General features: G+C 61.7%; 9 protein-coding genes. 5 read left to right on the top strand and 4 right to left on the bottom strand.

Annotated elements, in window-relative coordinates; translation table 11 throughout:
- The first annotated feature begins 62 nt into the window (after positions 1 to 62).
- The 3 genes from GA830_RS03305 to GA830_RS03295 all read left to right on the top strand — a co-directional run bounded on the left by GA830_RS03305 (position 63) and on the right by GA830_RS03295 (position 7,555).
- Entirely contained in the window at positions 63 to 4,841 is a 4,779-nt protein-coding gene (locus tag GA830_RS03305) for an NAD-glutamate dehydrogenase (protein ID WP_195163693.1), read from the top strand.
- Positions 4,842 to 4,863: 22 nt separating this feature from the next.
- Positions 4,864 to 6,261: an MFS transporter gene (locus tag GA830_RS03300; RefSeq protein ID WP_195163692.1), complete on the top strand. Its 1,398-nt coding sequence runs from the start codon at positions 4,864 to 4,866 to the stop codon at positions 6,259 to 6,261.
- A gap of 814 nt (positions 6,262 to 7,075) precedes the next feature.
- Positions 7,076 to 7,555: an NUDIX hydrolase gene (locus GA830_RS03295; protein ID WP_195163691.1), complete on the top strand. Its 480-nt coding sequence runs from the start codon at positions 7,076 to 7,078 to the stop codon at positions 7,553 to 7,555.
- 71 nt (positions 7,556 to 7,626) lie between these two features.
- Here GA830_RS03295 and purH read toward each other — a convergent pair whose 3' ends face one another.
- The 4 genes from purH to htpX all read right to left on the bottom strand — a co-directional run bounded on the left by purH (position 7,627) and on the right by htpX (position 13,544).
- Positions 7,627 to 9,243 (bottom strand): bifunctional phosphoribosylaminoimidazolecarboxamide formyltransferase/IMP cyclohydrolase, encoded by a 1,617-nt coding sequence (purH, locus tag GA830_RS03290; RefSeq protein ID WP_195163690.1) that lies wholly within the window; start codon positions 9,241 to 9,243, stop codon positions 7,627 to 7,629.
- 93 nt (positions 9,244 to 9,336) lie between these two features.
- Positions 9,337 to 11,019 (bottom strand): heparinase II/III family protein, encoded by a 1,683-nt coding sequence (locus GA830_RS03285; protein ID WP_195164743.1) that lies wholly within the window; start codon positions 11,017 to 11,019, stop codon positions 9,337 to 9,339.
- A gap of 120 nt (positions 11,020 to 11,139) precedes the next feature.
- Entirely contained in the window at positions 11,140 to 12,561 is a 1,422-nt protein-coding gene (locus tag GA830_RS03280) for an RsmB/NOP family class I SAM-dependent RNA methyltransferase (protein WP_195163689.1), read from the bottom strand.
- Complete coding sequence (gene htpX / locus GA830_RS03275) at positions 12,519 to 13,544, bottom strand: zinc metalloprotease HtpX (RefSeq protein ID WP_195163688.1); 1,026 nt, start codon at positions 13,542 to 13,544, stop codon at positions 12,519 to 12,521. The genes GA830_RS03280 and htpX overlap by 43 nt, the downstream gene beginning before the upstream one ends.
- Positions 13,545 to 13,683: 139 nt before the next feature.
- Here htpX and GA830_RS03270 point away from each other — a divergent pair, with 139 nt between their 5' ends.
- On the top strand, positions 13,684 to 13,878 hold the full coding sequence (locus GA830_RS03270) for a DUF1674 domain-containing protein (RefSeq protein ID WP_374939306.1): 195 nt from the start codon (positions 13,684 to 13,686) through the stop codon (positions 13,876 to 13,878).
- A 77-nt stretch (positions 13,879 to 13,955) separates the two neighbouring features.
- The gene (locus GA830_RS03265) at positions 13,956 to 14,825 is read left to right on the top strand and encodes a transglutaminase-like domain-containing protein (protein WP_195163686.1); all 870 of its coding nucleotides are present in this window, start codon (positions 13,956 to 13,958) and stop codon (positions 14,823 to 14,825) included.
- The last annotated feature ends 4 nt before the right edge of the window (positions 14,826 to 14,829 follow it).

Here is a 14,829-nt window from a genome sequence, read left to right as displayed (position 1 = left end):
GTCGCCAAAACCGCTTAATCTGATACGATAGTCGCAAAGCATCGCGCCGGGAGAATTAAAGCATGGCCGCCAGAAAATCCGGCACGTCAATCAAAGATAGCGGCGGTGCCAGCGCCGGAGCCGATAAAACCCCAACTGGCAGTTTTGCCGAAATTCTACTGGCGCGGGCGCCGGCAGAAGACATTGCCACGTATGACGCACATGTGCTGGAGCAAGCGGCTGACTATGCACGCAAGGCGCTGGCTGGCCATCGCAAGGGCGAGAGTGTGGTGGCTATTGATGCTGCGGCCGGTGTTGAGCGCGCCGGGCGTCCGGTCACGATCATCACGATCGTCAACGACAACATGCCCTTCCTGTTCGATTCCATTCTTGGCGAGATCACCGATACGGCCGGACAGCCGACTTTTGTGGCGCATCCCGTGGTGCTGGTGAAGCATTCAAAATCCGGCGTCGAGGAAGTGCTGGGTGATGCCAGCAATGCCAAGAGCGGCGGCGATCGTGTCAGTGTCATCCAGGCGCATGTCGAGGCGCTGTCAGCCGATCAGACAGAGGCGCTGAAAACACGTCTGTCTCGCATCCTTTCGCAGGTGCGTGCGGCGGTGGCCGACTGGAAGCCGATGCTCGGCCGACTTGAACAGGCCATTTCCGAGTTGCGCTCGGCAAAGTCGCCGCTTGCCAAAGAGCGGGTCAGCGAAGCGGTGGCTTTCCTCGAATGGCTGCGCGACAACAACTTCACCTTCCTGGGTATGCGCGAGTTTGAATATTCGGGTGGCGCGGAAAGCGGTACGCTGGAACGCACAGACGCCAAGGGTCTTGGTATCCTAGCCGACGCAGACGTATTGGTGCTGCGGCGCGGCACCGAGGCCGTCTCCACCACGCCGGAGATCCGCGCCTTCCTGCATGGGCCCGAGCCGCTGATCGTGACCAAGGCGAATGCCAAATCGGCAGTCCACCGGCGCATCTATCTCGACTATATCGGTATAAAAACCTTCGACAAGAAGGGGCAAGTGGCGGGCGAACTGCGGATTGTGGGGCTGTTCACGTCGACGGCGTATACGCGCTCGGTGCTGAAAATCCCTTATCTGCGCTCCAAGACACAGGACGTGATCGAGCAGTCGGGCCTGAACCCAAGCGACCATTCCGGCAAAGCGCTGATCAATGTGCTGGAATCTTATCCACGCGACGAACTGTTTCAGACCAGCGTACCCACGCTCAAGCGCCATGCCGATGCCATTCTGGCGCTTGGTGAACGGCCGCGCGTGCGGGCGCTGGTTCGGGCTGACCAGTTCGATCGGTTTGTGTCGGTTCTCGTTTTCGTGCCGCGCGACCGCTACGATTCCATTGTGCGCGAAAAGATCGGCTATTTCCTCAAGACCCAGTTCGACGGGCGACTGTCCGCTTTCTACCCGGCGTTCCCGGAAGGCAGCCTGGCTAGGGTGCATTTCATCATCGGGCGCTCTGGCGGAAAAACGCCAAAGGTCGATCCGGCCATTCTGGAAGCCGGTATCCGCGATATTGTGCGGACCTGGGAAGACGGCCTGCGCGAGGCGACCGGCAGCGAGGCTGATCCGGCAATTGCCGGTGTTGCGGCGCGCTTTCCCGATGGCTATCGCGACAGCTTTACACCGGCAGAAGCGCTGGTGGATGCGGGGCGCATCCTTACGCTTGGCGACAACAATCCGATTGCCATCGACTATTACCGCCAAACCGATCAGTCGCCTGAGCAGGCGGCGCTTAAAATCTATCATTTCGGATCGCCGGTGGCGCTGTCGCGGCGCGTGCCGACACTGGAAAACATCGGTTTCAAGGTGATCAGCGAGCGGACGTTCGAGGTGGCTAACCCGAACGGGGCGACTGTTTTTGTCCACGACATGGAACTGGAAAGCGCGTTTGGCGCGCCGATAGACCTTGCCGACGGTGGGGCTCTGTTCGAGGAGGTTTTCCTCTCGGTGTGGCGCGGCGAGAGCGACAATGACGGCTATAACGCGCTGGCGCTGACGGCAGGCCTGCGATCTGCCGAGATACGCATCCTGCGCGCCTATGGCCGCTATCTGCAACAAGCCGGCATTCCGCAAAGCCAGGATTTTATCGCGGCAGCGCTGAACCGCTACCCTGAAATTTCGCGGGCGCTATTCCAGCTGTTTGTCGCCCGCTTCGACCCGGCAGTCCAGGGTGACGCCAAGGTGACGATCCGCCACCTCAAATCGGCGCTCAAGGATGCACTGGACGCGGTGCCCAGCATCGACGACGACACCATCATCCGCCGCTATCTAAATTTGATCGAAGCTTCGCTGCGCACCAATTATTTTGCACCAGCAGGCGACGACCGGTCGTTGGCGATCAAGCTCAATTCGCGTCACATCGACGGCCTGCCCGAGCCAAAGCCGTGGCGCGAAATCTATGTCTATGGCCCTGAGGTGGAGGGCGTGCACCTGCGTTTCGGCCCGGTTGCCCGTGGCGGGTTGCGCTGGTCGGACCGGGCACAGGATTATCGCACCGAGGTTCTGGGCCTGGTGAAGGCACAGCAGGTGAAGAATGCGGTTATTGTGCCGGTTGGCGCTAAGGGCGGGTTCTACCCCAAGCAATTGCCCGTGGGCGGCAGCCGCGATGCGGTGTTTGCCGCTGGCAAGAAGGCCTATGTCAATTTCATCACCAGCCTCTTGTCGATCACCGACAATCTGGATGGCGACACCGTTGTGCCACCGGAACAAGTGGTACGCCATGATGGCGATGACCCCTATTTCGTCGTCGCGGCAGACAAGGGAACGGCAACCTTTTCCGATACTGCCAACGGCATCAGCCAGGATTTCGATTTCTGGCTCGACGATGCTTTCGCCTCCGGCGGCTCGGCGGGTTACGACCACAAGAAGATGGGGATCACCGCCAAGGGCGCGTGGGAGGCGGTGAAGCGGCATTTCCGCGAGATGAACCGCGATATCCAGACCGAGCCATTCACCGTGGTGGGCGTCGGTGACATGTCGGGCGACGTGTTCGGCAACGGCATGCTGTTGTCGGAACAGACGCTGCTGATTGCGGCCTTTGACCATCGCGATATATTTATCGACCCCGACCCGGATGCGGCGACGTCGTTTGCCGAGCGGGCGCGGCTGTTTGCGATGCCGCGTTCCAGCTGGCAGGATTATGATCTGTCGACGCTGTCGCCGGGCGGGCTGGTTGTCTCGCGGGCGCAAAAATCGGTCACGCTGCCGGCTGCTGCTGCTGCTGCGATAGGCCTTGACAAGGTGGTCGCCTCGCCGAGCGAGATCATGAGTGCCATCCTCAAGGCGCCGGTCGACCTCCTGTGGTTCGGCGGCATCGGTACCTATGTGCGCGCCACCGGTGAAAGCAATCAGGATGCCGGTGACCGCGCCAATGATGCCATCCGCGTTACCGCTGCTGACCTGCGCGTCAAGGTGCTTGGCGAAGGGGCCAACCTCGGCGTCACGCAGCGTGCGCGCATAGAGTTCAACCGGCTCGGCGGAGCCTGCAATTCGGATGCGATCGACAATTCGGCTGGCGTCAATTCGTCCGACGTGGAGGTCAACATCAAGATTGCGCTGGCATCGGCCCTGCGGCGCGGTGGGCTGACGCGCGAAACACGCAACGAACTTCTTGCAGAGATGACGCAGGAGGTGGGCGCACTGGTTCTGGCCAACAACTATCAGCAGACGCTGGCACTTTCGCTGGCCAGGCAGCGCGGCATGGCTGACCTTCCGCATCAGGCCCGCTTCATGGCGGCGCTGGAGACGCGTGGTCTGCTTGACCGGGTAGTGGAAACGCTGCCTTCGCCCGCAGCGCTGGCGGAGCGGCAAGTGCGTGGCGAGCCCCTGACGCGCGCAGAACTCGGCGTGCTGCTTGCCTATGCCAAGATCGTGCTATTCAGCGATCTGCTCGACACCGACACGCCGGACGATCCGCATTTCGAGCGTGATCTGCTCGAGTATTTCCCGGACCGCATGGCAGGGGAATATCAGGACGAAATCGCCGGGCACCGGCTGCGACGCGAAATCGTGTCGCGGGTGCTTGCCAATGATGTGATCAACCGGGGCGGGCCGGCTTTTGTGAACAGCCTGCAGGATGCCAGCGGGCGCAACGCCGGTGACGTGGTGCGCGCTTTCACGCTGGTGCGCGACGGGTTCGGGCTGGCCAGCGTCTACCGCGACATCGATGCACTCGATACCAAGATCGACGGGCAGGCGCAGCTCACCCTTTACCAGACGGTCGGGCGGCTCATCGCTTCCGCCACGGCGTGGTTCCTCAAGAACGATCATGGGCAGGAGACGCTGGGCGAAAGCATTGTGACCCTTCGCGAGGCGCGCAAGGTGCTGGAGCCGGAGATCGAGGCGCTGTTGCCGCCTTTCATGGCGGAAAGACTGGCAGAAAGGCGCCAGAAGTTCGCTGCCGCGGGTGCGCCGGAACGGCTTGCCGAGCAGCTTGCAGCGCTTACCGTTGCAGAATTACTGCCCGATATCGCGCTTGTGGCGCGCAGCGCCGGGGCTGATCTTGTTGCCTCGGCCAAGGCGTTCTTTGCCGCCAGCGAGGCGTTTCGCATTCCGCGCATAGAAGAAGCGGCGCGGTCGATTGCGCCAGCCGACTATTATGACGGGCTTGCTCTGTCGCGTGCCTCAGACATGATCGGCATTGCCCGGCGCGCTATTGCGATCGCGGCCCTTGCCGGATTTGGCGAGAAAGCCGATCCTGTGGCGGCATGGCTTGAGGCAGGGGGCGAGCGAATCACCCGCACCCGCGAGCGCCTGCAGGCGCTGACGGAAGGCGGCGACATCACCGTGTCGCGGCTTTCGGTGGCATCAGGATTGATGAGCGACCTCACCAGCCAGTGAGGCGGGTGGGGTCGGAGGGTGCATGTCTGAGGGCGGTATTGCGGTAGAGGGTGCCATGGCGGAACGTGTGCCGCGTTCCGGCATCTGGGGGTGGATGTTGTTTGACTGGGCCTCACAGCCCTTCTTCACCGTCATCACCACCTTCATTTTCGGTCCCTATTTCGTCTCGCGGATGGCCAGCGATCCGGCCACCGGGCAGGCTGCGTGGGGTTATGGCATTGCCGCCGCCGGGCTGGTGATCGCGATCCTTTCGCCGGTGCTGGGCTCAATCGCTGACCAGACCGGGCCAAGGAAGCCGTGGATCGGATTGTTCTCCGTGATCCAGATCATCGCGATGGCGCTGCTGTGGTATGCGGCTCCCGGCTCGAACCTCTTCTTGTTCGTGGCGCTATTTTCGCTGGCTTCGATTGCGGCGGAATTTTCGGCGGTGTTCAACGATTCCATGATGCCGCGGCTGGTGCCCAACGCCGAGATAGGAAAGGTTTCCAATGTCGCCTGGGGGCTCGGCTATCTCGGTGGCATGATCGCGCTGATCTTCGTGGTGCTGTTCATGGCCGGCTCGCCCGAGACCGGCAAGACGATTATCGGCGTGACGCCGCTGTTCGGGCTTGATCCGCTGGCCGGCGAGGATGCGCGCGCCACGGGGCCGCTTTCAGCGCTGTGGTATCTCGTGTTCGTGCTGCCGATGTTTCTGTTTACACCGGATGCTGGCCGCGCCAGCAAGCTTGGTCCGGCCATCAAGGCGGGTCTTTCGGAGCTCAAGTCGACGCTGTCTGAGGTGCGCAAGCGCGCCGGAATCTTTCGGTTCCTGGTTGCGCGGATGCTCTATCAGGATGGCGTCAACGCGCTTCTGGCGCTGGGAGGCACGTTTGCGGCGGCGATGTTCGGCTGGTCGATTACAGAGATTGGCATTTTCGGCATCATCCTGAATGTAGTCGCAGTGTTCGGCTGCCTTGTGGCTAGCCGGCTCGACATGGCACTGGGCTCAAAGGTGTTGGTGATGATCTCGCTTGTGCTGTTGACCATCGCCACCTTCGGCATCGTGTCGACCGGCCCTGGTTTCACCTTGTTCGGCGCGCTGCCGCTACCGGGCGAGGATAGCGGCGGCTTGTTCGGAACGCCGGCGGAGAAGGCCTATATCGTGTTCGGGCTTCTGATCGGCGTGGCCTTCGGGCCGGTGCAGGCGTCGTCACGCTCCTATATGGCGCGCAGCGTCACGCCCGATGAATCCGGCCGCTATTTCGGTATTTACGCGCTGGTGGGCCGGGCCACGAGTTTCATGGTGCCGTTCCTTGTCGCGACGGTGACGGTGGCAACCGATTCCGCGCGTCTTGGGATGGCGGTCATCGCGGTGTTTTTGCTGGCCGGAATGGTGGTTTTGGCTGGTACGCCTTATCCGGCAGATCGGCCTAAGGTGTAGCAGTGCGGGCGACCGCCGTTGAGGGTGGTCGCCCGCCTTGCTGTTACGCCCGGCGTTTGCCAGGGAGAGCCGCCCTTACGGCAAGTTCGGAGATGGGTGCAGCCTGGGCAGATTTTTCCTTAACCTGTTTGGGCTTGCGGATTTCGCGGTTACCCCGTTTCTGGGCCATTGCAGTTCCTTCCAAAGTACAGCGCCCGGCTGCCGCAGCGGATGCGCAGCCGTTCAAAAGCTTCAATCATTGAGGGTATGAGAGGCTTCTCCCTGGTTCAGCGTCATGCAACGCAAACCAGGGCTAGCGGCGTGTTTGGGGCCGCTTCCGGAAAGACAGTCCGTGGAAGTATTTTTTGCTCACGACGCCATCATGGACAGTTTGTCGGGATTGTCAAATGCCTGAAAGAAAAAGATAAATCAGCATCAGCGACATAGCGCCGCCTTGAAGCGTCCTGTCGGCATGATTACTTAGACGTCATGTGTATGGCGACTTTTATCAAGGTGTCGAGGCTTTCTGGACAAGGACGTTTCCTTTCCCGGGGCAGAAACTCACACCCTTAACTCCGCGACCCCTCTGCTTCCGGGAGATTCAAGACCAGCGGTTCATTCCAGCGGTGCACTTATTGGGCCCCGCATTGATGGAGCGTGTCATGATGTATCTTCAAGCCAAGCGCATATGCCTTTCCTGCAACCGTATCTCTCCCAAAGCGGCAAGAAACTGCCTGTGGTGTGGTCAGTCGACCATCGTGCCGGCAAACGCTGTGCCGCCCATGCACCCGCCGCTCCATATGGCTTCCAGAACCCTTCCGGGGAGGGTTGCGTCATGAGTGCGCTGCTGACGCAGAAGGCCGGCATGTCCAGCGCCGAACCCGCGTCCGATCTTCAGCAATACGCCGCATTGCCCTGGCGCATAGACCGCGATGGATTTCTTGAGGTGCTGTTGGTCACCTCGCGCCGTCGTGGACGCTGGACGGTGCCCAAGGGATGGCAGATGAAGCAACGCTCGGGCTCTCAATCGGCGGAAACGGAAGCGTTTGAAGAAGCCGGCGTTGTCGGACGGATCGACGACAAGCCGATCGGAAGCTTCCGATATTCCAAGCGACGCGACGATGGCACCTTCGATCCCTGCTTCGTTACCATTTTCGGGCTGCATGTTCAGGGCACCCTGCACAGCTGGCCGGAAAAAAGCCAGCGCAAGAGGCGCTGGATGAAGATAGCGCAGGCGTGTGAAGTTGCCGGTGAGCCGACGCTTGCCGCGTTTCTTGGCACGCTAAAGCCGACCAGTGCGGAATGTCGCTCCTAGCTGCCTGTCGATGGTCGCATCCCATAGCCTAGTGCGGCGGTTTTTTCCGTGAGGCTATGGGAGCCGTCTTGTTAATGCCTGAAATGGCGGGTGCCGGTGAACACCATCGCGATGCCGTGTGCGTCGGCGGCTTTGATGACTTCATCATCACGCATGGAGCCGCCGGGTTGGATGACGGCGGTGGCGCCCGCTTCGATGGCGGAAATCAAACCATCGGCGAAGGGGAAGAACGCATCGGACGCGACAACTGAACCCTTGGTTGCCGGCTCGCTGGTTCCTGCGGCCTCTGCTGCATCCACGGCTTTACGGGCGGCAATTCGGGATGAGTCTACCCGGCTCATCTGGCCAGCACCAATGCCGACTGTGGCGCCATCGCGGACGTAGACAATAGCGTTGGACTTGACGTGCTTGGCGACGCGGAAGGCGAATTTCAGGTCTGTCAGCTCCTGCTCGGTGGGGGCGCGTTTGGTGACGACTTTCAGATCGAGATCATCGACCACGGCATTGTCGCGCGACTGGACCAGAAGGCCGCCGGCAACGGATTTAACGGCCATGCTGGCCGTGCGCGGGTCTGGCAGACCGCCCGTGACGAGCAGGCGCAAATTCTTTTTGGCGGCGACAATGGCCTGTGCTTGCGCGCTGGCATTGGGCGCGATGATGACTTCGGTGAAGGTTTTGACGATTTCGATCGCGGCGTCTTCTTCCAGTGGGCGGTTGAGCGCCACAATGCCGCCAAAGGCAGAGACCGGATCGCAGGCCAGTGCCTTGAGGTAGGCGTCTTTCAAACTGGCACCTTCGGCCACGCCACATGGGTTTGCGTGCTTGATGATGGCGACGGCGGCGGTGCGTGCGGGGTCGAACTCGCCAGCCAGCTCGAAGGCTGCGTCGGTATCATTGATGTTGTTGTAGGAAAGCTGCTTGCCCTGAAGCTGGCGGGCGCTTGCCACGCCGGGGCGCTTGTCGCCATTGACGTAGAAACCGGCATGCTGATGGGGGTTTTCGCCATATCGCATGACATTTTCGAGCTTGCCGCCAAAGGAACGCCAGGCCGGCTGTTCGATTTCGAGCGCCTGGGCGAACCAGCCGGAAATACCGGCATCATAGGCGGCGGTGCGGGCAAAGGCCTTGGCTGCGAGTTTCTGGCGGAAATCAAGCGACAGGGAGCCGATGTTCAATTCGAGAGCGTTGAGGACAGAAGCGTAGTCTTCCGGGTCGGTCACGATGGCGACATAGCCATGGTTCTTGGCAGCAGCGCGCACCATTGCGGGGCCACCGATATCAATGTTTTCGACAATGGATGCGTAGTCCGCGCCAGAATTGCGAACATCTTCGAACGGGTAGAGATTGGAGACGACGAGATCAATGCCTTCAATGCCGTGTTCATGCATGGCGGCGGTGTGTTCAGCGTCATCGCGGATGGCCAGAAGGCCACCATGGATTGCGGGGTGAAGCGTCTTGACGCGGCCATCCATGATTTCAGGAAAGCCCGTCACTTCCGACACATCGGTGACCGCGATGCCAGCATCCGACAGCGCTTTGGAGGAGCCGCCGGTGGAAATAAGCACAACACCCATCTTCTGCAGGGCGCGTGCAAAATCAACCAGACCGGTCTTGTCGGACACGGACAGGAGCGCGCGGCGCACCGGCACGAGATCGGGCATCGGGATTTTCTTGGAGGCGACGGCCATGATGGGGCTCCGGAAACGCAGTGTCTTGAATGCGCGCGCCGTACCACAGGTGCCCGAGGATGCAAACCGCCATGCGGCGATACCGCGTCGGAATCAGCTGCGCCCGTTCGCTGCCGATTGATGGATGCGCGTCAGTTGCCAGGTTAATTCCGGGATTGCAGAGGCCCTGAACGACAGCACAACCTGGCTCGATCGCCGGGGTCCGACGATGCCTGCAAAGAAGATGGATTCTTCTACCGCAGGCTCGACGCCATCGCAGGAAAACACCCAATTGTCGCCTTCGGTGGCAGCCAGAACCAGAAAACCGTCCCGGTTGCGGTAGACGCGGGTGTCGGGATGGATATGGAAGCGCAGATCAACATGATCGCGTCCGTCGTTCAGCGCCTGTTGGCCGCCGGTGCGGAAAAATCGGTCGGTCCCTTCCAGCAGATCTCCACCTTCAGACAGGCTCAGCTCGCGCTCGTGGAACAGGCCGAAGCGGGGCACGTAGCCATCATGACTGGCGACGAAGCCCTGAGTGCCGTTGCGGTCGGTGCGTACGCTTGGAACAGCGCGAGGGCCCCCTACCAGAGGCGTACGCAGCAGGCCGTTGAAGCGGGCCGAATGGGTGAAGCGCGCCGAGGACGTATCATTCAGCGTGGCGGTTGAGTGGCATGCGGTGGCGCGGGCCAGCAGGCGAAAATCATCGGCGCCGAAATCGTCGACCCCCGCATTGACGATGAAATGGTGGCGACCGGAAGACAGTTCAAACGCCAGGCAGCCGGCATGGGCATTGCCCGAAACATCCGGGGGCGGAGGCGTTCCGGTGTCGGCAATCACCGTGGTGGTTCCGATGGATAGCCGTTCATAGCCTGAATGCGGCGCATGAAGCAGTGGCGCGCCGGCGGTATCGTCATGGCGCAGGACGGCGGCGATACGATCCTGCATGGTGGCGCCCATGCCATTGAAGCGAGCGAGGCTGCCATCCTGATGGCGAAAAAAGCGCAGCGCCGGCAGCAGGCGGTCTATGGCATTGATGAGAGCCTCCGGCGGGGTTTCGGCCTGGTTTGCATAGGTGTGGCGCAGCGGCAAAAGGTCGGCCAACAGTTCCAGCACCACTCGTGGATTGCGCGAAAAGTGGCCACCATCGGCGAGCACCTGACGGTCCAGTTCCTCGGCCAGACTGCGCGTGGCAGTGCGGATTGCCGTAGCCGGTGCGGGCAATGACAAAGCGGCAAAGGCCAGTGCGATGCGGCCGCGCAAGCGCTCGATGCCATCTGGCATATCCGGTGCCATGGAACGCAGGTAGCGGATCTGCACCGCCAGCGAGCGCAGGAAGGAGCGGTAGAAGGGCAGTTCGGAGCCTTGCAGCACCACCGAGGAATGCTGGAGCCAGGCAATAATGCGCCGTGCGGTGACCGAGGGTTCCCACGCGACACCACCGATGCGTGCCCCTTGCGTGGAGATCCAGTCGGAAACAAGCGCGCGCGCATTGGCTGAGGCGAGGTCGGTGTTTGCAGCGCGCAGATGGCGCAGCCAGCGAAACCCGTGCAAGCTCCTCATCCAGCCGGTATTGGCCACCTGCATCTGGAACGGGGATTGACCGCCGGTTTCCACCATGTGGCCCGAAAGCGAGAAGCGTCCATAGTAGATCTCGAGCGCGATCTGAGGATCGGGAAGGCGCAGGTCAGGCGGGGCGATCAGGATGCGCTCGGGCGTGCGGCCGGTATAGCGCCAGCGGTAGATTGGCCCAGCACGCAGCCGGCGGCGGGTCCGACGCCAGACCTCCCTCGCCATCAGCGCCCAAAGGTGCTGTGCGTCGCCTGCTGCAATAGCCAAAATTCGAATCCTCAGGTCTCCACCCTGACCATATCTATACAGTATGGTTAGCGAATAGTTTAGATTTACGAAGGCAGATCAGGAGACGCGGCGGAAGCGGGCGGCAAAGAAGCCGTCGAGGCCCGAAATCTCGGGTCGACCGAGATCTAAATCAGCCGGGGTGGTGCGCAAAAAGCCTTCCGTGCCGGGTGTAAACCCGGCGACAGGCGCGATGGGATCGGCCACGACGCCATCTGTTTCGGCAAGGAAGCTCGCGACAAGCTGCTCGCCTTCCTCGGGATCAAGCGAGCAGTTCGAAAAGACCAGAATGCCGCCGGGCTTCACCAGCGTGATGGCATGGTCAAGCAAGCGACGCTGAACCGCGGCGAGCTTGAAGATGTCTTCCGGTGTCTTGGTCCAGAGTACGTCGGGGTGTCGGCGTACTGTGCCGGTGGACGAGCAAGGCGCATCCAGAAGCACCGCGTCAAAGAGTTCCTGGGGGCGATATTCGGTGAGATCCGATTGGACGATTTCGGCGTTGAGGCCGAGCCGCTCCAGATTGACGACAAGTCTCGCCAGCCGGTTTTTGGAGGTTTCGACAGCGGTCACATGAGCGCCTGCCGCGGCAAGCTGCGCGGTCTTGCCGCCCGGAGCAGCGCAGAGGTCAGCCACGCGCTTGCCGGTAATGTCACCCATCAGTCTTGCCGGCAGCGCCGCAGCAGCATCCTGGACCCACCACTGGCCATCGGCGTAGCCGGGCAGATCAGAAACATTTGATGCAAGGTTCTGGACGCGCACCGAGCCTGTCGGCAAGACGATGCCATTGAGTTTTCCGGCCCACTCCTCGGGGTCTGACCGGACGGTGAAGTCCATCGCCGCCTCGACCCGGTGGGCGGCGAGGATCGCGTGGGCGCGCTCCTCGCCATAGGAGGCAGTCAGGCGTTCAATAAACCATTCAGGCGCATCCAGAGTTGCCGCCAGCATTTTTGGCAGCTGATGATCCTTGGCGCGGGACAGGCCACGCAGCAGGCCATTGACCAAGCCGGAAAAGCGCGCAGTGCGCGTATCGGTCTTGGCGTGGGTGACCGCGAGGTCGACAGCGGCACTGTCTGGCACATCCAGGAACAGGATCTGCGCGGCGCCGACATGAAGGAGATGCGACAAGGCCGTCGCATTGGCCGGCAGCGGACGCTCCAGCCGCCTGGCAATCAGCTTGCCGATGGTGACGCGGAAGCGCAGCGCGGTGACGAGGATGGCGCGCACCAGCGCGCGGTCGCGCATCTCCAGCTGGCGGAACTGGGGATGGCCGTTTTCGTGATCAGTCAGCCCGTCGAGCGGGGTTCTGGCGTCGATGACGGCCGCGAGCAGCTTTGCGGCTGCCTTGCGCGCCTGAAGACCGGGCGTTGCGGCGTCATTGTGTGCATCGGTGCGGGTGCGGTCGTGGTGTGGCGGTTTTTTGCGCGAAACCTTGTCGCCGCTCACGATTTCCGGCCTTTGGGCGCGGTCGGGTTGCGGCCCCATGGGCCCGGATCAGGCGCTGCCGGGGTTTCAGGTGCGGGGCCCCAGGGGCCTGCATCGGCTTTGGTCTCAGGGGTTTTTCCGGTCTCCCCCCAAGGCCCGGTTTGTGCGGGTGCCTGCGCGCGAGGCGCGGATTGGCCGGCCTGACCCGTGGTGCGAGCCATATCCTGCAGCGCGGCAATGCGGTTGCCGGTGGCTGGATGGGTGGAAAACAGGCTGTCCATGTTCTCCCCGTTCAGCGGATTGATGATGAACATGTGGGCGGTGGCCGGGTTACGCTCGGCATCGTCATTGCGCGTCTGCGCGGCCGTGGTGGCAATCTTTTCCAGTGCCGAGGCGAGCCATAACGGATTGCCGCAGATTTCGGCGCCGCGCCGGTCGGCGGAATATTCGCGGGTGCGGCTGATGGCCATCTGCACCATCATGGCGGCGAAGGGCGCCACCACCATGGCAACGATGATGCCGATGAAGCCGAGCGGGTTGTTGCGGCTGCCGCCACTGAAAAGGGCAAAGTTGCCGAGCATCGAGATTGCGCCGGCCAGCGTGGCGGTGATGGTCATGGTCAGTGTGTCACGGTTTTGCACATGAGCCAGTTCATGGGCCATGACGGCTGCGACTTCCTCGGATGAGAGGCGCTTCAACAGACCCGTGGTGGCGGCAACCGCAGCGTTCTGCGGGTTGCGGCCGGTGGCAAATGCGTTGGGCTGGGCATTGTCGATCAGGTAGACCTTTGGCATCGGCAGCCCGGCATTGGCGGCCAGCGCCTGGACGATCTTGAAATACTCCGGTGCCGTGCGCTCATCCACCTCGGTGGCGTGGTGCATGCGCAGCACCATCTTGTCGGAATTCCAGTAGCTGAAGAGGTTCATCGCAGCTGCAATGAAGAACGCGATCATCATGCCGCCCGGGCCGCCAAGCAGGTAGCCTACAGCCATGAACAACGCCGTCATGAAGGCCAGAAGCATTGCAGTGCGCATAAGGTTCATCGTCAGCTCCATTTGCGCCGGTGCGCGTGAGGGGTCGATCCGGCGGTGATTCCCGCTTATATGGGGGGTGAAGTCGCCTTTCAACAATTCGCGCCAGGCATGCAAAATGCACTATGAACACAATGATCACAACTCTAAGATGAATTCATCCTCGAACGCTGGGGAGCGTCCCCTTTCGCCCGCCGCGGTGCGCGCGCTGGAGGAGGCAGATGCGCGGCGCGCGCAGTATCGTGCGCGGGAAGCCTCGCGGCCAAAGGAACTCGGCGGACGCCACGGATTGGAGCCCGGTCGTTATGGCGACTGGGAGGTGAAGGGTCTGGCAAGCGATTTTTAGTCGCTGAATTAGGAACCAGAGCGGTCATTCGACGTTGATGGGAAACAACAGTTTTCTCCAACATCGAAGGTGCCGCGATGCTGATCAGGCTCGGCTACGAGATCGCTATTGAATGCCAGCAGTCCATGCCGGTCATTTCATTGCTCGACGTCCATCCGGACCGCCAGCGCGATATCACGCGGCAAACCAAGGTTTTGACCTCTCCTTACGCGCCGAGCAGCGTCTATCGCGACAGTTTCGGCAACCAGGGTCGCCGCTTTATGGCGCCCGCGGGCGGATTGCGCATTCTCTACGACGGGCTGGTGCAGGACAGCGGTTTGCCCGAGCCCGTCAATACGCTCGCTGGCGAAACAGCTGTCGAAAATCTTCCGCCCGAAGTGATCACATTCCTGCTTGGCAGTCGCTATTGCGAGACCGATCACATGTCCGATCTCGCATGGCGGCTGTTTGGCCATGTGCCGGCTGGCTGGGCGCGGGTCCAGGCGATTGTCGACTACGTGCATGAGCGCCTGTCTTTCGGCTACGGCTACGCCCGGTCTACTCGCACAGCCGCGCAGGCGCATGAGGAACGCGTCGGCGTATGCCGCGACTTTGCCCATCTGGCGATTACGCTGTGCCGATGCATGAATATTCCGGCGCGCTATGTGAACGGCTATATGGGCGATATTGGCGTGGAGCCCAACCCATCGCCGATGGATTTCAATGCCTGGTTCGAAGCCTTTCTCGACGGCAAATGGTACACATTCGATGCCCGACACAACCAGCCGCGTATTGGCCGCGTTGTCGTCGCGCGTGGGCGCGATGCCACCGATGTGCCGCTGCTGCATTCCTTTGGTGCCCACAAGTTGACCACTTTCAAGGTGTGGACCTATGAGCAGGAAAACCATCCGGCGACCCCGCCAATCCATGGCACCGACCGGACGCTATCGACGCCGTTGATCGCCTGACCCA

This window comes from Mesorhizobium sp. NBSH29, assembly GCF_015500055.1.
Taxonomy (GTDB): Bacteria; Pseudomonadota; Alphaproteobacteria; order Rhizobiales; family Rhizobiaceae; genus Neomesorhizobium.
The sequence above is the reverse complement of the archived record's forward strand: the minus strand, read 5'-3'. Positions and strand labels throughout refer to the sequence as shown.

What these genes read in the sequence shown, in the direction of transcription:
- GA830_RS03305 (WP_195163693.1), top strand. Translation starts at nt 63, where the DNA reads ATGGCCGCCAGAAAATCCGGCACGTCAATCAAAGATAGCGGCGGTGCC.
- htpX (WP_195163688.1), bottom strand. Translation starts at nt 13,544, where the DNA reads ATGAACCTTATGCGCACTGCAATGCTTCTGGCCTTCATGACGGCGTTG.
- GA830_RS03300 (WP_195163692.1), top strand. Translation starts at nt 4,864, where the DNA reads ATGTCTGAGGGCGGTATTGCGGTAGAGGGTGCCATGGCGGAACGTGTG.
- GA830_RS03270 (WP_374939306.1), top strand. Translation starts at nt 13,684, where the DNA reads ATGAATTCATCCTCGAACGCTGGGGAGCGTCCCCTTTCGCCCGCCGCG.
- GA830_RS03295 (WP_195163691.1), top strand. Translation starts at nt 7,076, where the DNA reads ATGAGTGCGCTGCTGACGCAGAAGGCCGGCATGTCCAGCGCCGAACCC.
- GA830_RS03280 (WP_195163689.1), bottom strand. Translation starts at nt 12,561, where the DNA reads ATGGGGCCGCAACCCGACCGCGCCCAAAGGCCGGAAATCGTGAGCGGC.
- GA830_RS03265 (WP_195163686.1), top strand. Translation starts at nt 13,956, where the DNA reads ATGCTGATCAGGCTCGGCTACGAGATCGCTATTGAATGCCAGCAGTCC.
- purH (WP_195163690.1), bottom strand. Translation starts at nt 9,243, where the DNA reads ATGGCCGTCGCCTCCAAGAAAATCCCGATGCCCGATCTCGTGCCGGTG.
- GA830_RS03285 (WP_195164743.1), bottom strand. Translation starts at nt 11,019, where the DNA reads ATGGCGAGGGAGGTCTGGCGTCGGACCCGCCGCCGGCTGCGTGCTGGG.